At 71.1% G+C, this 19,829-nt stretch carries 18 protein-coding genes; 12 read left to right on the top strand and 6 right to left on the bottom strand.

What is annotated here, in order from left to right:
- Positions 1-205 precede the first annotated feature (205 nt).
- The 3 genes from ACIOKD_RS10675 to ACIOKD_RS10665 all read left to right on the top strand — a co-directional run bounded on the left by ACIOKD_RS10675 (position 206) and on the right by ACIOKD_RS10665 (position 3,722).
- Complete coding sequence (locus ACIOKD_RS10675; protein ID WP_402081064.1) at positions 206-1,369, top strand: PP2C family protein-serine/threonine phosphatase; 1,164 nt, start codon at positions 206-208, stop codon at positions 1,367-1,369.
- Positions 1,370-1,658: 289 nt separating this feature from the next.
- Complete coding sequence (locus ACIOKD_RS10670) at positions 1,659-2,999, top strand: transcriptional regulator (RefSeq protein ID WP_402081061.1); 1,341 nt, start codon at positions 1,659-1,661, stop codon at positions 2,997-2,999.
- Positions 3,000-3,176: 177 nt separating this feature from the next.
- A complete protein-coding gene (locus ACIOKD_RS10665; RefSeq protein WP_107019813.1) occupies positions 3,177-3,722 on the top strand; it encodes an NUDIX hydrolase in 546 nt (181 codons plus the stop codon).
- A 21-nt stretch (positions 3,723-3,743) separates the two neighbouring features.
- Here the strand turns inward: ACIOKD_RS10665 and ACIOKD_RS10660 are convergent, their stop codons facing one another.
- A complete protein-coding gene (locus ACIOKD_RS10660; protein ID WP_189772944.1) occupies positions 3,744-4,001 on the bottom strand; it encodes a hypothetical protein in 258 nt (85 codons plus the stop codon).
- A 288-nt stretch (positions 4,002-4,289) separates the two neighbouring features.
- Entirely contained in the window at positions 4,290-5,189 is a 900-nt protein-coding gene (locus tag ACIOKD_RS10655) for a 3-hydroxybutyryl-CoA dehydrogenase (protein ID WP_402081057.1), read from the bottom strand.
- Positions 5,190-5,336: 147 nt separating this feature from the next.
- On the opposite strand from ACIOKD_RS10655, the gene ACIOKD_RS10650 reads away from it, so the two are divergent.
- Positions 5,337-6,635 (top strand): glycoside hydrolase family 10 protein, encoded by a 1,299-nt coding sequence (locus ACIOKD_RS10650; protein ID WP_402081055.1) that lies wholly within the window; start codon positions 5,337-5,339, stop codon positions 6,633-6,635.
- Between the two features lies 1 nt (position 6,636).
- Here the strand turns inward: ACIOKD_RS10650 and ACIOKD_RS10645 are convergent, their stop codons facing one another.
- Together ACIOKD_RS10645 and ACIOKD_RS10640 are read right to left on the bottom strand one after the other, a co-directional pair.
- Complete coding sequence (locus tag ACIOKD_RS10645; protein WP_402081052.1) at positions 6,637-6,834, bottom strand: DUF1918 domain-containing protein; 198 nt, start codon at positions 6,832-6,834, stop codon at positions 6,637-6,639.
- A 93-nt stretch (positions 6,835-6,927) separates the two neighbouring features.
- Complete coding sequence (locus tag ACIOKD_RS10640; protein WP_402081050.1) at positions 6,928-7,899, bottom strand: DMT family transporter; 972 nt, start codon at positions 7,897-7,899, stop codon at positions 6,928-6,930.
- On the opposite strand from ACIOKD_RS10640, the gene ACIOKD_RS10635 reads away from it, so the two are divergent.
- From ACIOKD_RS10635 to ACIOKD_RS10625, 3 genes are all read left to right on the top strand, one after another.
- On the top strand, positions 7,898-9,376 hold the full coding sequence (locus ACIOKD_RS10635) for a PLP-dependent aminotransferase family protein (RefSeq protein ID WP_402081048.1): 1,479 nt from the start codon (positions 7,898-7,900) through the stop codon (positions 9,374-9,376). The two genes, ACIOKD_RS10640 and ACIOKD_RS10635, sit on opposite strands and share 2 nt — an antisense overlap.
- A 17-nt stretch (positions 9,377-9,393) precedes the next feature.
- On the top strand, positions 9,394-9,831 hold the full coding sequence (locus ACIOKD_RS10630) for a GNAT family N-acetyltransferase (RefSeq protein ID WP_402081046.1): 438 nt from the start codon (positions 9,394-9,396) through the stop codon (positions 9,829-9,831).
- A gap of 124 nt (positions 9,832-9,955) precedes the next feature.
- The gene (locus ACIOKD_RS10625; RefSeq protein ID WP_402081043.1) at positions 9,956-10,540 is read left to right on the top strand and encodes a histidine phosphatase family protein; all 585 of its coding nucleotides are present in this window, start codon (positions 9,956-9,958) and stop codon (positions 10,538-10,540) included.
- Here the strand turns inward: ACIOKD_RS10625 and ACIOKD_RS10620 are convergent.
- Complete coding sequence (locus ACIOKD_RS10620) at positions 10,522-10,983, bottom strand: DUF6314 family protein (RefSeq protein ID WP_402081713.1); 462 nt, start codon at positions 10,981-10,983, stop codon at positions 10,522-10,524. The two genes, ACIOKD_RS10625 and ACIOKD_RS10620, sit on opposite strands and share 19 nt — an antisense overlap.
- Positions 10,984-11,131: 148 nt before the next feature.
- Between ACIOKD_RS10620 and ACIOKD_RS10615 the strand changes: the two genes are divergently transcribed.
- Positions 11,132-13,651, top strand: coding sequence for an alpha-L-arabinofuranosidase C-terminal domain-containing protein (locus tag ACIOKD_RS10615; RefSeq protein ID WP_402081041.1), 2,520 nt, complete (start codon positions 11,132-11,134; stop codon positions 13,649-13,651).
- Positions 13,652-13,675: 24 nt separating this feature from the next.
- Here ACIOKD_RS10615 and ACIOKD_RS10610 read toward each other — a convergent pair whose 3' ends face one another.
- On the bottom strand, positions 13,676-15,277 hold the full coding sequence (locus tag ACIOKD_RS10610; protein ID WP_402081038.1) for a protein kinase: 1,602 nt from the start codon (positions 15,275-15,277) through the stop codon (positions 13,676-13,678).
- Between the two features lie 249 nt (positions 15,278-15,526).
- Between ACIOKD_RS10610 and argC the strand changes: the two genes are divergently transcribed.
- From argC to ACIOKD_RS10590, 4 genes are read left to right on the top strand one after another with little or no spacing between them, the layout of a single operon-like run.
- On the top strand, positions 15,527-16,555 hold the full coding sequence (argC, locus tag ACIOKD_RS10605; RefSeq protein WP_402081035.1) for an N-acetyl-gamma-glutamyl-phosphate reductase: 1,029 nt from the start codon (positions 15,527-15,529) through the stop codon (positions 16,553-16,555).
- Positions 16,552-17,703: a bifunctional glutamate N-acetyltransferase/amino-acid acetyltransferase ArgJ gene (gene argJ, locus ACIOKD_RS10600; RefSeq protein WP_402081033.1), complete on the top strand. Its 1,152-nt coding sequence runs from the start codon at positions 16,552-16,554 to the stop codon at positions 17,701-17,703. Before argC ends, argJ begins: the two co-directional genes overlap by 4 nt.
- Positions 17,700-18,608, top strand: coding sequence for an acetylglutamate kinase (gene argB / locus ACIOKD_RS10595; RefSeq protein WP_402081030.1), 909 nt, complete (start codon positions 17,700-17,702; stop codon positions 18,606-18,608). Before argJ ends, argB begins: the two co-directional genes overlap by 4 nt.
- The gene (locus ACIOKD_RS10590; protein ID WP_402081027.1) at positions 18,605-19,825 is read left to right on the top strand and encodes an acetylornithine transaminase; all 1,221 of its coding nucleotides are present in this window, start codon (positions 18,605-18,607) and stop codon (positions 19,823-19,825) included. Before argB ends, ACIOKD_RS10590 begins: the two co-directional genes overlap by 4 nt.
- The last annotated feature ends 4 nt before the right edge of the window (positions 19,826-19,829 follow it).

The following is a 19,829-nucleotide window of genomic DNA, read 5'->3' as shown; positions in this document are numbered from 1 at the left end:
GGTGCGGATGCATCGTGGCTGAGCGCGCAGTTCCCCGCGCCCCTTCAGGGCGCCCCTTGTGGGGCGCCCTTTGTGCTTTGTGGTTACCTCACTCTTTTGGGTGACAAGTGTGGTGATTCGGGTCGTTCAGGGCACGCGGTTCACAGAGTCGACCCGGCCGAACAGGCCGGTGCCTGCGCTGAACAGGGCCTAGGGGGCCATCGTCATGATCCGTATCAACGCTGGGGTGCCCCGTCGGGCAGGGCCCCGGGGGAGGCACCTGACACTCGGTCGCGCCAGGGGCCGCGCCCGCCGTCAACCGCGGCTGCGTCGCCTGCTCGCACTGGGACTGCCCACCGCCTGGGGCGCGGTGGCGATCACCTACAAGCTGGCCTGTCCGCTCGCCCAGCAGAACGGGCTCGGCGCGCGGATCGCCACCTGCGCCGTGTTCTTCGCCGTCGGCACGGGTCTTGTGCTGCACGTCAGACGACGGCTGCTGTGGGAGTTACGGCAGATACGCCGGGTCGCCGGTGCCGCCCAGGGCGTCCTCCTGCGTCCGCTGCCGCCGAGCGTCGACGGCCTGAACGTCGCGGTCGCCCAGGTCTCCGCGGACCGCGGGGCCAGTGTCGGCGGCGACCTGTACGAGGTGATCGGTACGGAACACGGCGTCCGGGTCGTGATGGGCGACGTCCGCGGGCACGGACTGGCCGCCATCGGGACCGTCGCCGCCGTACTGGGCAGCTTCCGCGAGGCCGTCCACGACGAACCCGAACTCCCCGGCGTGCTGCGGAGACTGGAGCGCGCCATGACCCGCCATCTCAGGGAGCGCGCCAAGGCCGAGCACCCCTCGTCCGGGCCCGACCCCGACAACCCGGTCGCCGAGGAGTTCGTCACCGTACTGCTTCTGGAGATCGGTCACGACGGCGAGACGCGCGCCCTGAACTGCGGGCACCCATGGCCGTATCTGCTGCGCGCGGACGGGGGGCCGGCCGAGGCGAGAGGCCGGGAACGAGGACGCGTGGAGCGTCTCGGTCTCGGTGATCCGCTGCCGCCCCTCGGGGCCTTCCCGCTCCCCGCCGAACTGCCCGTCGTCCGCTGCGGGCCCCTGCTGCCGGGCGAGGCGCTGTTCCTGTACACGGACGGCGCCGAGGACGCCCGCGACAGCGCGGGCCGCTTCTTCCCCCTGCCCGCCGCCCTGACCGAGGCGACCCGCACCCACCCGGCCTCCGCACAGGAGGTACTGGGCACCGTCTTCACCCGACTGCTCGCGCACGCGGGGGGTCTCCCGTCCGACGACGCGGCCCTCCTGGTCGTGGCCAACGGCAGAACACAGGTTCCGGCACCCTACCGAGAGCAAGTGGCAACGCCCCTTGGGGGCGCGGGGTTGTGACGGGTGCGGCTCCGCCGTGCGATGCGCGGCCGGTGGAACGGCGCCGTCCGCCCGCCACGGAGTGTCGGGCAGGCGGCGGGGCGGACGGCGTGGTTCCGGGCCGCCGCACTGTACGAGGGGGAGCCGGCGGCCCGGCCGGCCTCTTGCGAGGCATTTCAGTCAACCGGCTCACAACTCTCCGCGACAGCGCGCACACTGCCCGGATTCGGGCACTCCGTTCACACCCCGTGTGAAGGCAGAGGCGCTAGGTTGAAAAGCACCGTCTGCACCCAGCCCTCGGATGGCCTTCATGCAGCCCAACACTCTGCTCGACGCGATCCTCGACGAGGCCGGCATCTCACACGCGGGGCTCGCCGCCCATGTGAACCAGGCAGGACGGGTGCGTGGTCTCGCGCTCCGCTACGAACACACCGCGGTGGCACGGTGGTTGAAGGGGCAGCGCCCGCGTGGCCAGGTGCCCGACCTGATCTGCGAGGTCCTCGCCGCCCGGCTTCACCGGCCCGTCACGCTCGACGACATCGGCCTCGGGGTGCCCGGCGTACCGGCCACCCCGCACGGCACGACGCTCTCCGGCTTCGTCGAGCGGGCCACCGCGCTGTGGCGCTCCGACGAACAGCAGCGCCCGCACATACTCGGCGCCCCCGCCGTCACCGGCACGCCCGCCGTGATGCCCGTGTGGGAGTGGGAGAACCCGCCGGAGGACGTGGACGTCTCACGCGGCGGACGCCACCGCGTACGCATGTCCGACATCGAGATGCTGCGCGCCGCCCGCGCCCACTACGAGCAGATGTACCGCAAGGCCGGCGGTGTCGCGACCCGTACGCGCATCGTCGGGTTCCTCAACTCCGAGACCGCGCCGCTCCTGCGCGGCAGCTACACCGACGCCACCGGCCGTCAGCTCCACCGCGCCACCGGCGGCCTGGTGGCGATCGCGGGCATCTGCGCGTACGACTCCGACGCGCACGGGCTCGCCCAGCGCTACTTCCACCAGGCGCTCAGACTCGCGAAGGCCAGCGGGGACAGAGGACTTGGCGCCTATGTGATCGCCCTCCTCGTCAACCAGGCGCTGTTCATGCGTGAGCACAGGCAGGCGGTGGCCTTCGCCGAGGCAGCGCTGCGCGCCGCGGGGCGGCACATCACGCCGGCGCTCGCGTCGGACCTCTCCGCGATGCAGGCGAAGGCGTACGCGCACCTCGGAGACGGCAGCAGCGCGCTGTCCTGCATCCGGCGTGCCGAGCGGGCCGCCGACCGTATCCGGCGCGGCTACGAGCCGGACGAGACCGGTTATGTCCAGCCGGGCCTGGTCAATGTGCAGGTGGCGGAGGCGCTGTTGAGCCTCGGCGACCTGACCGCCGCGCGGGAGCACGCGGCGGCCGCGGTCAACAATCCGGCGCACGACCGGGGCAGGGTGCACCGGCTCGCGATGCTCAGCCAGATCGAACTGCGCCAGGGGAACGCCGACAGAGCGGTGGTCACCGCCGTCGAGATGGCGGAACGGGCGCGGGGGATGGAGTCCCAGCGGCTGCGCGACAGACTGCGGGCGGTACGCGAACACCTGGTGGCCAGCGGATGCGCGGGCACCTCCGAGGCCGCCGAACTCATCGACGGAGCCCTGCGCGTGCCGCTCTAGAGAACGCTCCGACCATCGATCGTCCCGACCGCCCTCGGGGTCCCTGAGTCCTCCTGGGCGGGTGCCTTCGCGCCTGCCGCTGCGCCGGGAGCGGCCCGCTGCGAGCCCGCTGCGAGCCTGCTGTGTGGACACTCCTCCTGCGATATTGCCACCTACCCGTCGAAAGGTGGCAGAAAAGTGCAGTGGACGAAACAGAACGAACAAATCGTGTACGCAAATCGCTGGTTCAGCGTCAATCTCGCAGATGTCGCATTGCCCGACGGCCGGCATCTCGATCACTTCTTAATCCGGCTGCGGCCCGTCGCCGTGGCCACTGTCGTGAACGAGGCGAACGAGGTGCTGCTTCTGTGGCGGCACCGCTTCATCACCGACAGCTGGGGATGGGAGCTTCCCGCGGGGGTCGTCGAGGACGGTGAGGACATCGCCGTCGCGGCGGCCCGCGAACTGGAGGAGGAGACCGGCTGGCGGCCGGGACCTCTGCGCCATCTGATGAGCGTCGAGCCCTCGAACGGGCTCACCGACGCCCGGCACCACATCTACTGGGCCGACGAGGGCGCGTACATCGGGCATCCTGTGGACGACTTCGAGTCCGACCGCCGGGAATGGGTTCCCCTGAAGCTCGCTCCCGACATGGTCGCCCGCGGTGAGGTTCCGGCCGCCAATATGGCTGCCGCGCTGCTCCTCCTGCACCATCTGAGGCTCGGGCAGGACGCCTTGCCCTGATCCCCCACCGCGTCCACGGGCTCATCGGCCCAGAGCCTGCCAGACCGCCACGGCCAGCGCGCCCACTGCCGTGACGACCGCGACCGCGCGCAGCGGCCAGCGGGTGTGCTCCAGCGCGATGACCCGGGTACTCAGGTCGTCGAGCTCCTTGGCGGTCTGTTCGGCGCGATGACTGAGCAGAGTCATGCAGCCCTCGACGGTGGCATGGGCCACATCGAGACGACGACGTAACTCTGCGACTTCTCCTCGGACCACGGGATGCTCCGGGTCGGCGGTCACGTGTCCGCTCCTTTCCGTAGTGGTCACATCCCCTACACGTGCACGGAAAGTCAACAGGCCTGGTCGGTGCGTGGGGAGCGTGTGCGAGGGGCATATGCGGGCCCGGAGCGCACACGGTGTGTGAATACGGCGGGCCCGGCCCTCAAAAGAGAGCCGGGCCCGCACAGGCCAACACTTACACAGAGGGTGACCGCAGTGCTTTTTCAGGGGCGCGGGGAACTGCGCGCCCGGCCACGGCGGACCCGCAGCAGACAGACGATCCGCACCCTCCGGAGCCGGACGGGGCGCCTACGGGTACGTGTAGAACCCGGATCCCGACTTCCGCCCAAGACGCCCGGCGTCGACCATCCGCTGAAGCAGCGGCGGAGCCGCGTACAGCGGCTCCTTGTACTCCTCGTACATCGAGTACGCGACCGAAGCCACCGTGTCGAGCCCGATCAGGTCGGACAGCTTGAGCGGTCCCATCGGATGGGCACACCCCAGCTCCATGCCGTTGTCGATGTCCTCGCGGCTCGCCATGCCGGACTCGAACATCCGGATCGCGGAGAGCAGGTACGGGATCAGCAGCGCGTTGACCACGAAGCCCGAGCGGTCCTGGGCGCGGATCGCGTGCTTGCCGAGGATCTTCTCCACCAGGGACTGCGCCCGGCTGATGGTGCCCTCGGAGGTGGTCAGCGCCGGGATCAGCTCGACGAGCTTCTGCACCGGGGCCGGGTTGAAGAAGTGGATGCCGATGACCTGGTCGGGGCGCGAGGTGGCGACGGCGAGCTTCACCAGCGGGATGGAGGAGGTGTTCGAGGCGAGGATCGCGTCCTGGCGCACCACCACCTGGTCCAGCACCTGGAAGATCTCCGTCTTCACCTGCTCGTTCTCGACGACCGCCTCGATCACCAGATCGCGGTCGGAGAACTCGCCGAGGTCGGTCGTGAAGGAGAGCCGGTCCTGCGTGGCGTCCCGCTCCTCCTCGGAGATCTTGCCGCGCTCGGCGGCCTTGGAGAGCGAGTTGTAGAGCCGGGTCCGGCCAATCTCCAACGCCTCACCAGTGGTCTCGGCGACCTTCACATCCAGGCCGGCGCGGGCGCACACCTCGGCGATGCCCGCTCCCATCTGGCCGCAGCCCACCACTCCGACGCGTTCGATGTCGGTCACATCGTCCCTTTCGCTCTCACTGTCCGCTCTCACTGTCATGGGTCCGGCGGGTGTCCGTTGTCCGGTACCCGCCGACGCGAAGCACGTTACTCCGGATCTGTCCACGTACGACGGGCCGGGTCGGGCATGCTGTGCGGGGTAAACGGTCCGTGACCGGGCGGACCCACTGCGTTTGGGATGTGCGGCATGGGGCGTATGTCACGACGGGGATTCGCGACGGCCGCGGCGGCCGGACTGTCGGGACTCGTCACGGCGGGAGTGGCTGTGGCGGCGGAACTGTCCCAGGGAGGGGGCGGTGGCGGAGACAGGGGCGGGCACGGCGACTCCGGTGGCCGCCGGCACCGGCGCCGGGACCCCGCCGGCGCGCTGCGCGGCATGTGGCTGGCGACCGTGGCGAACCGCGACTGGCCCTCGAAGCCCGGCCTCACCGCGGCGCAGCAGCGCGCCGAACTGCTCGCGCACCTCGACACGGCGGTGGAGCGCCGGCTGAACGCCGTGATCTTCCAGGTGCGCCCCACGGCCGACGCCCTGTGGGCCTCGCCCTTCGAGCCCTGGGCGCAGTACCTGACCGGTGTCCAGGGCAAGGACCCCGGCTGGGACCCGCTGGGCACCGCCGTCACGGAGGCCCATGCGCGAGGGCTCGAACTGCACGCCTGGTTCAATCCGTACCGCGTCGCCAACCACACCGACCCGGCGCGGCTCGTGGCCTCGCACCCGGCCCGCGTCCACCCCGACTGGATCGTGCCCTACGGCGGGAAGCTCTACTACAACCCCGGTCTGCCCGAGGTCCGCGCCTTCGTGCAGGACGCGATGCTGGACGCGGTGGGGAAGTACGCCGTGGACGCCGTCCACTGGGACGACTACTTCTATCCGTACCCGGTCGCGGGCCAGGTCTTCGACGACGACGCCGCGTACGCCGCGCACGGCGTGCAGTTCCCCGACCGGGCCGCGTGGCGGCGCGACAACATCGACCGGCTGGTGCTGGAGACGGCCGCCCGGATCAAGGAGGCCCGGCCCGGCACGCGGTTCGGGATCAGCCCCTTCGGGGTGTGGCGCAACGCCGCGACCGACCCGCTGGGCTCGGACAGCCGGGCCGGCGTGCAGACGTACGACGACCTGCACGCGGACACCCGGAAATGGGTCCGGGAGAACTGGATCGACTACATCTGCCCGCAGCTGTACTGGAACATCGGCTTCGCCGCGGCCGACTACGCGAAGCTCGTCCCCTGGTGGTCGCAGGTCGCGCAGGGCAGCGGGACGAAGCTGTACGTGGGCGAGGCGCTCTACAAGGCCGGTGACCCGGCGCAGCCGGCGGCCTGGCAGGACCCGGCCGAGCTGTCCGGGCACCTCACCCTCGCCGCGAACCATCCGCAGGTGGGCGGGCACGTCTTCTTCTCGGCCAAGGAAGTGGCCGCCGACCGGATCGGAGCCATGGCGAGAGTGGTCGCGGACCACTACCAACAGCCGGCGAAGCCCACCCGCTGATTCAGCGGGCGGTGTCCCCGTGGCGCTGGACCACGCAGTCGGGGCCGGGAGACATCAGGGCCTCGTGACCGTCCTCGAAGCGGACCCGGTACGGGGGACTCCCCTGCTGTCCGAGCACTTCGATGACTTCCGCGACCCGGTCGTGCTGCCCGACGGTCCTGCCGTGCACCAGCAGCTGGTCGCCTACGGTTGCCTGCATCTCCAGGGCCTCCTCGTTCCGCACGGGAGTGGCGCTTCGTGACCGCGAGTCTACGGCGGGTGGCGCGCGTTGGGGCCGGGCCGTACGAACCGGTCAGCCCCGGGCCCGCTGGGTGACCGCGATGCAGACGAGCACGGCGGCCGCCGTCAGCGGGGCGGCCGGGGTCAGGTGCTCGCCCAGGAGCAGCACCGACCACACCAGGGTGAGCAGCGGCTGGGCCAGCTGCAGTTGGCTGGCCTTCGGGATGCCGATCGCGGCCATCCCGCGGTACCAGACGACCAGGCCGAGGAACTGCGAGCCGAACGCGACCCACAGCAGCCCGGTCACACTGTGCGCGGTGAGCTCCACGGGCTCGTACGACAGGGCGATCGCGGCCACCGGCACCGTGAGCGGCAGACACAGGACCAGCGCCCAGCCGATGACCTGCCAGCCCGGCATCACCCGGGCCAGCCGGCCGCCCTCCGTGTAGCCCGCCGCGCAGACGAGAAGGGCGCCGAAGAGGTAGGCGTCCGCGCTGCTCAGGGCGCCGCCGCTCTGCCGCACGGTGAACGCGATGACCACGGCGGCGCCCGCCGACGCCGCCGCCCAGAAGGTGCGGGAGGGGCGCGTGCCGACACGCAGGGCCGAGAACAGGGCGGTCGTCAGGGGGAGCAGACCGACGACGACCGCGGCGTGCGCGGTGGTCGACGTCTCCAGGGCGAGGGTGGTGAGCACGGGGAAGCCGAGGACGACTCCGGCGGCGACGACGGCGAGCCCCGCCCAGTGGCGGCGGCCGGGCGGCGGGACGCGCAGGGTGAGCAGACAGCCGCCCGCGACGACGGCGGCCAGGACGCTCCGCACAGCCACGAGCGACCAGGGGCCGAAGCCCTCAAGGCCCCACGCGGTGGCGGGGAAGGTGAGGGAGAAGGCGACGACGCCGAGCGCGGCCATGAGGGTCCCGGCACGGGGATCCGGCCGCCCGGAGTCCCGGACGTCCGCGGAAGGGCTGCCGGGCGTGCCGGACACACTGGACACGCCGTGCACCGCTATCGAGGTCTGCGCGGTAGCGCTATTCTCTGCTCTCATGCATGAGCGTAGCAGTGTCGCTGAACTGGCCGGTCGGCTGCGGAACGAGCTGGACCGCTACTCTCCTGGTGGAAAGCTGCCGTCCAGTCGCGTACTCGTCGAGCGGTTCCGGGTGAGCCCCGTGACCGTGTCCCGGGCACTGGCCCAGCTCTCCGCCGAGGGCCTGGTGGTGACCCGGCCCGGGGCGGGGGCGTTCCGGGCCGAGCCGCGCGCCGCCGGGCCGGCCGTCGGGGACACCTCATGGCAGGAGGTCGCACTCAGCGCGGACGCCACGACCGAACTCGTACCCCGCACGGTGGACGCCTCGGGCGTGCTCGTCTCGCTGGCCGCCCCGCCGCCGGGTGTCATCGAGTTCAACGGCGGCTATCTGCACCCCTCGCTGCAGCCGGAACGGGCGATGGCCGCGGCGCTCTCCCGGGCGGGCCGCCGACCGGGCGTCTGGGCACGCCCGCCGGTGGACGGGCTGCCCGAGCTGCGCGAGTGGTTCGCACGGGGCATCGGCGGCGCCATCACCGCCGCCGAGGTACTCATCACGGCCGGCGGCCAGTCCGCGCTGACCACCGCGCTGCGCGCACTCGCCCCGCCCGGCGCTCCGGTCCTCGTCGAGTCGCCCACGTATCCCGGCATGCTGGCGATCGCCCGCGCGGCCGGACTGCGGCCCGTGCCCGTGCCCGTGGACCGGGACGGGGTGAAGCCGACACTGCTCGCCGATGCCTTCAGGGCCACCGGAGCCCGCGTGTTCGTCTGCCAGCCGCTGTTCCAGAACCCGACCGGCGCGGTGCTCGCCCCCGAGCGGCGCGGGGAAGTGCTGCGGATCGCCCGCGAGGCGGGCGCCTTCGTCGTCGAGGACGACTTCGTACGCCGGCTCGTGCACGAGGACGCGGGGCCGCTGCCGCGTCCGCTGGCCGCGGACGACCCCGACGGAGTCGTCGTGCACGTCTGCTCGCTGACCAAGGCCACCTCGCCGAGCTTCCGGGTGAGCGCGCTGGCCGCCCGCGGGCCTGTACTCGAACGGCTGCGGGCGATCCAGATCGTCGACACCTTCTTCGTGCCACGGCCGCTCCAGGAGGCGGCCCTGGAACTCGTCGGCTCGCCCGCCTGGCCCCGCCATCTGCGAGCCGTCTCGGCCGAACTGCGCGTCCGGCGCGACGCGATGGCCGCCGCACTGCGCCTGCGGCTGCCCGAACTCGCCCTGCCCCACATCCCGTCCGGCGGCTACCAGCTGTGGCTGCGCCTGCCCGACGGCACTGGGGGTGCCTCCCGGGCTTTCGGCTCAGAGGGAGAGTCGGCGCTCCTGTCCGCCGCCCTGCGCGCGGGCGTGGCCGTCACCCCGGGCCGCCCCTACTTCAGCGCAGAGCCGCCGGCGGCCCACCTGCGCCTCAGCTTCGCGGCGGTCGCGAGCACCGCCGAGATCACCGAGGGCGTCCGCAGGCTGCGCACGGCCTGCGTCGAAACCGGTTCGACAGCGGGAGCCTGACCTGCGACTCTCCCGCCATGACCGACATACCCAGCCTGCCCGAGGGCTACGAGATCTCCACCGATTCCGCGCGCGTCGACGTCGACCGGGTCCACCGCTGGCTCGCCGACGACGCGTACTGGGCGCTCGACCGGCCCCGGGAGAAGCATCAGCGCGCGATGGCCGGATCGCTCAACTTCGGTGTGTACGAGACGGTGTCGGGCGACCAGGCGGCGTACGCGCGCGTGGTGACCGACGGGGCGACCTTCGCCTGGCTCTGCGATGTGTACGTCGACCGGTCCGCGCGGGGCCAGGGGCTCGGCACCGCCCTGGTCACCGCCGTACGCGACCACCTGCGGCCCCTCGGCCTGCGCCGCGTGCTGCTCGCCACCCATGACGCGCACGGGGTCTACGAGAAGCTCGGGTTCAAGGTGCTCGACCGGCCCGACCGGTGGATGGCGCTCGGCCTCGAATGACGTTGTCCTGAATTCTCCTTCCGTGCGCTGTCCCGCGTACTTTGTGCGAGGCCTCGCGTGCATATTCCGTGTGTGCCCTCCATCAGCTCTTGACCTGCGCAGTTCCGGCGCTCACGATCGCCGCATGCATGTTCGGGTCACGCTGATCGCCGCCGCCCGCGGTTCCTCGTTGCTCGCCGAGCGCTTCGACGACGACCGGCCGCTGGACCAGGCGGGCTGGGGCGAGGTGCAGCGCGTCGCGCATGCCCTCATCCCGTTGGCCGCGGCCGAGCTGCGGTACTGCTCGCCGACCCCGCGCAGCCGGGCCACGGGTGACGCGCTGGGCCTCGCGCCGCTGGCCCAGCCGGCCCTGCGGGACTGCGACATGGGCCGCTGGCGCGGTCTGACCCTCGGGGAGGCGATGGCCCGTGAACCCGAGGCGGTGGACGCCTGGCTCGCCGACCCGTACTCCGCGGCCCACGGCGGCGAGCCGCTGGTGGAGTTCGTCCAGCGGGTGGGCGGCTGGCTCGACACCCGCCCCGCCGACGACGGCGGCCGGATCGTCGCCGTGGCGGAACCCTCGGTCGTACGCGCCGCGCTCGTCTACGCCCTGAAAGCGCACCCGTCGACGTACTGGAACTTCGACGTCCGCCCGGTGTCGACGGCCACCCTCATCGGCTGGGCCGGCCGCTGGAACCTCCGCTTCGACGCTCAGTACGAACGCGTGTAGTCCGTCGTGAGGACCAGGTCCTTGGCGGGGCCGCCCACCCGCCACACCGTCCGCCAGCGGTCCGCGTCGTACACGCTGAACTCGCCCCGGTAGAGGTCCGCCGAGCAGGGATGATCCGTGACATACCTGCCGGTGGCGAGATCCAGATCGTGGAAGGGGCGGCCGTCGGCGAACCGTACGTCGGCCCGGCTGGACCCGTCGCCCGGCAGGAACCTTAGGGTGCGTTCGGCGGGCCGGGTCACGCCCTGCCACACGAAGGTGCCGGACTCACGGTGGAGCAGCCCCGAAAAGGGGCCGGAGCGGTCGTTGTCCAGCCGCTCGAACACCGTCGTCCCCCGGAAGGCGCCCGTCGCCCCGCTCGCGAGATCCCGCACGGAACGTTCCACGAGCCAGCTCCCGGCCAGGTAGGCCAGCACATCGCCCACCGGCCGGAATCCGGCCATCCCCTCCGTCACCGCGGCCTCTCCTGTCCAACCCATTGACGTGATCCTGCCCCCTACCTATCTTGCCGTTCGAAGTATTGATCAGCGTCCGACAGGTCGAACACGCTGCTTCCTCTCAGACACGCCTCTTCAGAGCCGCGGAGGATCCATGTCACATGCCCGCACCCGCACCCGCAGTCGCTGGAGGCTCGCCCTCACGGCCACCACTCTGCTGGCCGCCTCGTTCCTCGTCCCGCCCCCGGTGAACGCCGCCCCCGCCGGCGCAGCGGCCGGTCCCGCGGCCGAGGACGCCACCGACTACGCGATCACGGTCGACCCGAAGTCCACGGGCGCGCGGATCGACGACACCATGTACGGCGTCTTCTTCGAGGACATCAACCGGGCCGCGGACGGCGGCCTGTACGCGGAGTTGGTGCAGAACCGGTCGTTCGAGTACTCGACCGCCGACAACCGCGCGTACACCCCGCTCACCTCCTGGGCCACCACCGGCACCGCGGCGACCGCGGACGACGACGGCCGGCTGAACGCCCGCAACCGCACCTACCTCGCCCTGGGCGCCGGCTCGTCCGTCACCAACTCCGGTTACAACACCGGCCTTTCGGTGCAGGAGGGCAAGACCTACGACTTCTCGGTATGGGCCCGCGCCGACGGATCCTCCGCCCTCACGGTGACCCTCCAGGACGCCGACGGCGAGCTGGCGCAGGCCCGCCGCGTCACCGCGCGCGGCGGCTGGGCCAAGTACACGGCACGCCTCACCGCGACCCGCACCAGCGCCGCCGGCCGCCTCACGGTGGCGTCGGGCAGCCCTGCCGCGCTCGACATGATCTCGCTCATCCCGCGCGACACGTACAAGGGTCACGGCCTGCGGGCGGACCTCGCCCGGAAGATCGCCGCACTGGACCCCGCGTTCGTCCGCTTCCCTGGCGGCTGCCTGGTCAACACCGGCAGCATGAAGGGGTACGACGAGGAGTCCGGCTGGGAGCGCAAGCGCGCGTATCAGTGGAAGGACACGATCGGCCCGGTCGAACAGCGCGCGACCAACTCCAACTTCTGGGGCTACAACCAGAGTTACGGCCTCGGCTACTACGAGTACTTCCAGTTCTCCGAGGACGTCGGAGCCATGCCGCTGCCCGTGGTGCCCGCCCTCGTCACCGGCTGCGGCCAGAACCAGGCCGTCGACGACGACGCGCTGCTGAAGCGGCACATACAGGACACCCTGGACCTCGTCGAGTTCGCCAACGGGCCGGTGACCAGCGAGTGGGGCGGAAAGCGGGCGCGAATGGGCCACCCGAAGCCCTTCCACCTCACCCACCTCGCGGTCGGCAACGAGGAGAACCTGCCGAACGAGTACCTGGAGCGCTTCAAGCAGTTCCGCGCGGCCATCGAGGCGAAGTACCCGGACGTCACCGTCGTCTCCAACTCCGGCCCCGACGACAGCGGTTCGACGTTCGACACGGCCTGGGAGCTCAACCGGGAAGCGAACGTCGACATGGTCGACGAGCACTACTACAACAGCCCGCAGTGGTTCCTGCAGAACAACGACCGCTACGACTCGTACGACAGGAACGGCCCCAAGGTCTTCCTCGGCGAGTACGCCTCCCAGGGCAACACGTTCAAGAACGCCCTCTCCGAAGCCGCGTTCATGACCGGCCTGGAGCGCAACGCGGACGTCGTGAAGCTCGCCTCGTACGCCCCGCTGCTCGCCAACGAGGACTACGTGCAGTGGCGCCCGGACCTGATCTGGTTCAACAACCACGCCTCCTGGAACTCCGCCAACTACGAGGTGCAGAAGCTCTTCATGCGCAACGTCGGTGACCGGGTCGTGCCGTCGAGCGCGACCGGCACACCGTCGGTGAGCGGTCCCATCACGGGCGCGGTCGGCCTGTCGACGTGGGCGACGAGCGCCGCCTACGACGATGTGCGGGTGACCGGCGCGGACGGCACGGAACTCCTCGCCGACGACTTCTCCGGTGACGCCTCGCGGTGGACCCACACGGGCGGCGGGAGCTGGAGCGTCCAGGACGGGCAGTACGTGCAGAGCGACGAGGCCGCCGAGAACACCATGGTGTCCGCGGGCGACCCCGCCTGGCAGGACTACGACGTGCACGTGAAGGCCACCAAGAAGGCCGGCAAGGAGGGCTTCCTCGTCGCCTTCGGTGTCAAGGACACCGGCAACTACTACTGGTGGAACCTGGGCGGCTGGAACAACACCCAGTCCGCCGTCGAACAGGCCGTGGACGGCGGCAAGTCGACGCTGATCTCCAAGGCCGGGACCATCGAGACGGGCCGCGCCTATGACATCGACATCACGGTGCGCGGTCGGCAGGTGACCCTCTACCTCGACGGCCAGGAGTGGGGAAGCTTCACCGACGACAAGCCCGCCGAGCCGTTCCGGCAGGTGGTCACCGAGGACAAGAGGACCGGCGACCTGATCGTCAAGGTGGTCAACGCCCAGGCGGTGGACGCCCGTACGGCGGTCGACCTCGGTGGCGCGAAGGTCCGCCCGAAGGCGGCGGTGACCACCCTCGCCGCCGCGCCCGACGCCGTGAACACCGAGACGGACACGGCAGTCGCACCGGTCACGTCCACCTTCTCGGGAGTGGCAGGCGAGTTCACGTACACCTTCCCGGCGAACTCGGTGACGTTCCTGCGCATCAAGATGGGGTGACCGCCCCGGAGCCGAGCGGACGGGTCAGCCTTTCTCGGTGGTGTCCTTGGTGCTCAGGAAGAGGTCCTGGCCGTTCTTCGTGACGGCGAAGCTGCCGTCGGCGCGGAGTTCGAGGACGGATCCTCCGTCGGGGTATCCCGTGTTGGTGGCCCACACCGGCTTGTCGTCGGCGGTGTAGACGACCAGGTTGCCGTCCTCCTGGAACACGGCCTTGTAGTTCTCACCGGAGGTGAGGGACGCCCAGGTGGCCTTGTCGTTCACGTCGTAGGCGACGAGGTTGCCGTCCGGCTGCATGAGCAGCTTCATGTGCGCGGTCTGCAGGAACTCACCCGTCCGCAGGGTCCGCCGCGGCTGAACCGCCAGGGTCTCCGGCAGCGGCGCGGGGCTCTCCGGCGTCTTGCTCGCTTCCGGATCGCCGGTGTCGGCCGTGCTCCGGTGGGAGCCGCCGCGGCTCGCGGACCCCTTGGGGTCCTTGGCGTCGGCGGTCGAGCCGGAGCTCTGCAGGGCGAACACGGTGGCGGCCACGACGGCGACAGTGACCACGGCGCCGGCGGCGATGAGCGCTTTGCGGCCGAACCAGGCCGATCGGGTGCCGGGCGCGGGCGCGGACGTGCCGGCCGGTTCGGCCCGCGTCGGGGGAGGCAGGAACCGCGTCCGGGTGACGGTCGCCGGGGCCGGAGTGCCCGGCGCGGCGGCGTCCGCGGGTGCGGTCGCGTTGATCTCGGTGGGCGCATACGGTCCCGCGGGCGCGGGTGAAACAGGGGGAACGGGTGAGACACCGGGAGTGGCCGCCGCTGCCGTGTCCGAGGCGGGCGCCATGGCGATGATCCGCTGGTAGGCGGGATGCCGCACGATGTCGGTCTCGCTGGCGCAGAGCTCCACGATGCGCTGCGGCTCGGGGCGCATCGCCGGGTCCTTGTGCGCGCAGAGGGCGATCAGCTCGGCCATCTCCGCGGGAACCCCGGCGAGGTCCATCTCCTCGTGGACGGTGCGGTAGGAGACGGTCGCCAACGAGCCCTGCCCGTACGGCGCGCGGCCGGTGAGGCAGTAGGCCAGGGTGACGGCCAGGGCGAACACGTCGGACGGCGGCCCCGCCTCGCTCCGGGTCAGGCTCTCGGGGGCTATGAATCCGGGGGTGCCTATCGCGGTGCCGACCTGCGTGATGTTCGACATGTCGTCGCTGCGGGCGATCCCGAAGTCGATGAGCTGGGGACCCGTGGCCGAGAGGATGACGTTCTGCGGCTTGATGTCCCGGTGCAGCACACCGTGTACGTGGACGTCCGCGAGTCCCTCGGCCAGCGCGGCCAGCACGGCACGGCCGAGGTCGACCGGGAAGGGCCCCGCCGCCGCGACCGCGTCGGCCAGCGTCGGGCCGGGCACGTACTCGGTCGCCATCCAGAACGGCGGGCTGTCCACCTCGGCGTCGATGAGCGCGGCCGTGAACGCGTTGCGGATGGTCCCCAGCGTCTCCACCTCACGACGGAAGCGCTGCAGAGCCGCCGGGTCGTACTGGAGATGGGCGTTGATGACCTTGACCGCGGCGGGCCGTCCCCCGGGCGTCCGGCCGAGGTAGACGCTTCCCATGCCTCCGGAACCGAGCCGGCCGAGCAGACGGTAACGCCCCATGTTCGTCGGGTCGGAATCTTGCAGCGGGTACACCTGACACGCCCTCCAGGCAGTCGAGACACGCGCGTCCGTAGGGACGGGGCTGGTGTCCAAGACTCTCCGGGGCGGGATGTCGGTTCCGGTGCCACCGTTACGTCGCTCCGCCCTGAGGACGAAGAATATAGCCCGCGGGGTACCGGTCCTCACCCAGGCAGGATTGCATAAACGTGCAGCGAAACGTATAGTCATGCCATCCAAGAGGAGGGTTCCATGGCGGTACGTGCGGCAGTGGCCGGAGCGAGTGGGTACGCGGGCGGGGAACTGCTGCGTCTGCTTCTGGTGCACCCCGAGATCGAGATCGGCGCCCTGACCGGCAACTCCAACGCGGGACAGCGGCTCGGCGCGCTGCAGCCGCATCTGCTGCCGCTGGCCGACCGCGTACTCCAGGAGACCACGGCCGAGGTGCTCGCGGGACACGACGTCGTCTTTCTTGCGCTGCCCCACGGGCAGTCCGCCGCCGTGGCCGAACAGCTCGGCCCGGAGGTCCTGGTCGTCGACATGGGCGCCGACTTCCGGCTGAAGGACGCGGCCGACTGGGAGAGGTTCTACGGCTCGGCGCACGCCGGGACCTGGCCCTACGGCCTGCCGGAGCTGCCCGGTGCCCGCGCGGCCCTGGAGGGGTCCAAGCGCATCGCGGTGCCCGGCTGCTATCCGACGGCCGTCACACTCGCGCTGGTCCCCGCCTACACGGCCGGCCTCGCCGAGAACGAGGCCGTCGTCGTCGCCGCGTCCGGGACGTCCGGCGCCGGCAAGGCCCCCAAGACGCATCTGCTCGGCAGCGAGGTCATGGGGTCCATGTCCCCGTACGGAGTAGGTGGCGGCCACCGGCACACCCCCGAGATGATCCAGAACCTCGGCGCGGTCGCGGGCGGGCCCGTCACCGTCTCCTTCACCCCGACCCTCGCCCCGATGTCCCGGGGCATCCTCGCCACGTGCAGCGCCAGGGCGAGGCCCGGCGTCACCGCGGAGTCCGTCCGGGCCGCCTACGAGAAGGCGTACGCGGACGAGCCGTTCGTGTTCCTGCTGCCCGAGGGGCAGTGGCCGGCGACCGCGTCCGTCCACGGTTCCAACGCCGTTCAGGTGCAGGTCGCGTACGACGGGGCCGCGGGGCGCATCATCGCGATCAGCGCCATCGACAATCTGACCAAGGGCACCGCGGGCGGTGCCGTCCAGAGCATGAACATCGCCCTAGGACTCGACGAGGCCACCGGGCTTTCCACGATCGGAGTCGCACCGTGAGTGTCACGGCAGCCAAGGGGTTCACGGCGGCCGGCATCGCCGCCGGGATCAAGGAGAACGGCAACCCCGACCTGGCCCTCGTGGTCAACAACGGGCCCCGCCGCGCCGCCGCGGGCGTCTTCACCTCCAACCGCGTGAAGGCCGCGCCGGTGCTGTGGTCCGAGCAGGTCCTGAAGGGCGGTCAGTTGACCGCGGTCGTCCTCAACTCCGGCGGCGCCAACGCCTGTACGGGCCCCAAGGGCTTCCAGGACACGCACGCCACCGCCGAGAAGGTGGCCGATGTCCTGGGGCAGAACGCGGGCGAGATCGCCGTGGCCTCCACCGGGCTCATCGGCATCCTGCTCCCGATGGACAAGCTCCTGCCGGGCGTCGAGCAAGCCTCCGCGGCCCTGTCGGAACACGGCGGCGAGAAGGCCGCCATCGCCATCAAGACCACCGACACCGTCCACAAGACCTCGGTCGTACAGGGCGAGGGCTGGACCGTCGGCGGCATGGCCAAGGGCGCGGGCATGCTCGCCCCCGGCCTCGCCACGATGCTGGTCGTCCTGACCACGGACGCCGATGTCGACAGCGACACCCTGGACAAGGCACTGCGGGCGGCCACGAAGGTCACCTTCGACCGCGTCGACTCCGACGGCTGCATGTCGACGAACGACACCGTGCTGCTGCTCGCCTCCGGCGCCTCCCAAGTCACCCCCGAGTACGCGGAGTTCGCCGAGGCCGTACGGGCCGTCTGCGACGACCTCGGCCAGCAGCTGATCCGGGACGCCGAGGGCGCCGGCAAGGACATCAGGATCGAGGTCGTCAACGCGGCGAGCGAGGACGACGCCGTCGAGGTGGGCCGCTCCATCGCCCGCAACAACCTCCTCAAGTGCGCGATCCACGGCGAGGACCCCAACTGGGGCCGCGTGCTCTCCGCCATCGGCACGACGTCCGCCGCCTTCGAGCCCGACCTCCTGAACGTCGCCATCAACGGCGTCTGGGTCTGCAAGAACGGCTCCGTCGGCGAGGACCGCGACAAGGTCGACATGCGCTACCGGGAGGTCCACATCGTCGCGGACCTCGCCGCGGGCGACGAGACCGCCACGATCTGGACCAACGACCTCACCGCGGAGTACGTCCACGAGAACAGCGCCTATTCGTCATGAGCGCCACGCGTAAGCACACCGCACTGCCCAAGGCCCAGATCCTCATCGAGGCGCTGCCCTGGCTGACCCGGCACAACGGGAAGACGGTCGTCATCAAGTTCGGCGGCAACGCCATGATCGACGAGGACCTGAAGGCCGCGTTCGCCCAGGACGTCGTGTTCCTGCGCCAGGCAGGCCTCAAGCCCGTGGTCGTGCACGGCGGCGGCCCGCAGATCAGCGCGGCCCTGGACCGGCACGGCATCGTCAGCGAGTTCAAGGCGGGCCTGCGGGTCACCACCGAGGACGCCATGGACGTCGTACGCATGGTGCTCGCCGGACAGGTCCAGCGCGAACTGGTCGGACTGCTCAACCAGCACGGTCCGCTCGCCGTGGGACTCACCGGCGAGGACGCGCACACCATCACCGCCATCAAGCACCAGCCCGAGATCGACGGGGAGTTGGTCGACATCGGACGGGTGGGCGAGATCACCGCGATCGACACGGGCGCGATCGAGGCACTGCTCGCCGACGGCCGCATCCCGGTCGTCTCCTCGATCGCCCGTAGCGAGGACGACGGACATGTCTACAACGTCAATGCTGATACGGCGGCTGCGGCACTCGCTGCGGCGCTGGGCGCCGAGACACTGATGGTCCTCACCGACGTCGAGGGACTCTACGAGGACTGGCCGAACTCCGACGAGGTCATCAGCCGGCTCACCGCCAAGGAACTGGAGAAGCTGCTGCCCGAGCTGGCCAGCGGCATGGTGCCGAAGATGCGGGGCTGCCTGCACGCCGTGCGCAACGGCGTGAACACCGCCCGGGTGATCGACGGCCGGGTCCAGCACTCGATCCTGCTGGAGATCTTCACGGACGAAGGCATCGGCACGATGGTCGTGCCCGATGCGGAGGGGGACGCTGCCGCATGACCGCCAACGAGGAACTCACCCAGCGCTGGCAGGGCGCGCTCATGGACAACTACGGCACCCCCCGGCTGCCGCTCGTCCGCGGCGCCGGCACCAGGCTGTGGGACGCCGACGGCACGGAGTACCTGGACTTCGTCGGCGGGATCGCGGTCAACGCGCTCGGCCACGCCCATCCGGCGATCGTCGAGGCCGTGAGCCGGCAGATCGCGTCCCTCGGCCATGTCTCCAACCTCTTCGTCGCCGAGCCGCCCGTCGTGCTCGCCGAACGGCTGCTCCAGCTCTTCGGGCGGGACGGCCGCGTCTACTTCTGCAACTCGGGGGCCGAGGCCGTCGAGGGCGCCTTCAAGATCGGCCGGCTGACCGGCCGCCCGCACATGGTGGCGACCGACGGCGGCTTCCACGGCCGCACCATGGGCGCGCTGTCGCTCACCGGCCAGCCGGGCAAACGGGATCCGTTCCTGCCGCTGCCGGGCGACGTCACCCACGTACCGTACGGGGACCCGCAGGCGCTGGCCGCCGCCGTCACCGAGGACACCGCGCTGGTCGTCATCGAGCCGATCCAGGGCGAGAACGGTGTGGTCGTACCGCCCCCCGGCTACCTCAAGGCGGCCCGTGCCATCACCGCCGCCACCGGCAGCCTCCTCGTCCTGGACGAGGTGCAGACCGGGGTCGGCCGGACCGGGCACTGGTTCGAGTACCAGGCGCACGAGGGCGTTCTGCCGGACATCGTCACGCTGGCGAAGGGGCTCGGCGGCGGTCTGCCGCTCGGGGCGACCGTCGCCTTCGGACGGGCCGCCCAGTTCCTGAAACCCGGTCACCACGGTACGACGTTCGGCGGCAACCCGGTCGCCTGCGCCGCGGGGCTCGCCGTCCTCGACACGATCGAGTCCGAGGGCCTGCTGGAGAACGTGAAGCGGTCCGGCGAGAAACTGCGCGACGGAATCGAGTCGCTGGGACACCCGCTGGTCGACCATGTCCGGGGCTCGGGGCTCCTCCTGGGTATCGTGCTCACCGAGCCGCTCGCGCCCCGCGCGCAACAGGCGGCTCAGGACGCCGGCCTCCTGGTGAACGCGCCCGCCCCCGATGTCGTACGGCTGATGCCGCCCCTGAACATCACCGAGGACGAGGTGGACACGTTCCTCGGGGCCCTTCCCGGTGTTCTCGACACGGTGACCGACGTGACCAACGGGTCCAACGGGGACGGACGAACCGGAGAATGACCGG

It is taken from the genome of Streptomyces sp. NPDC087844, assembly GCF_044742785.1.
GTDB lineage: Bacteria > Actinomycetota > Actinomycetes > Streptomycetales > Streptomycetaceae > Streptomyces.
Note: the sequence above shows the minus strand (reverse complement) of the source record. Positions and strands in the feature narration are given on the sequence as shown.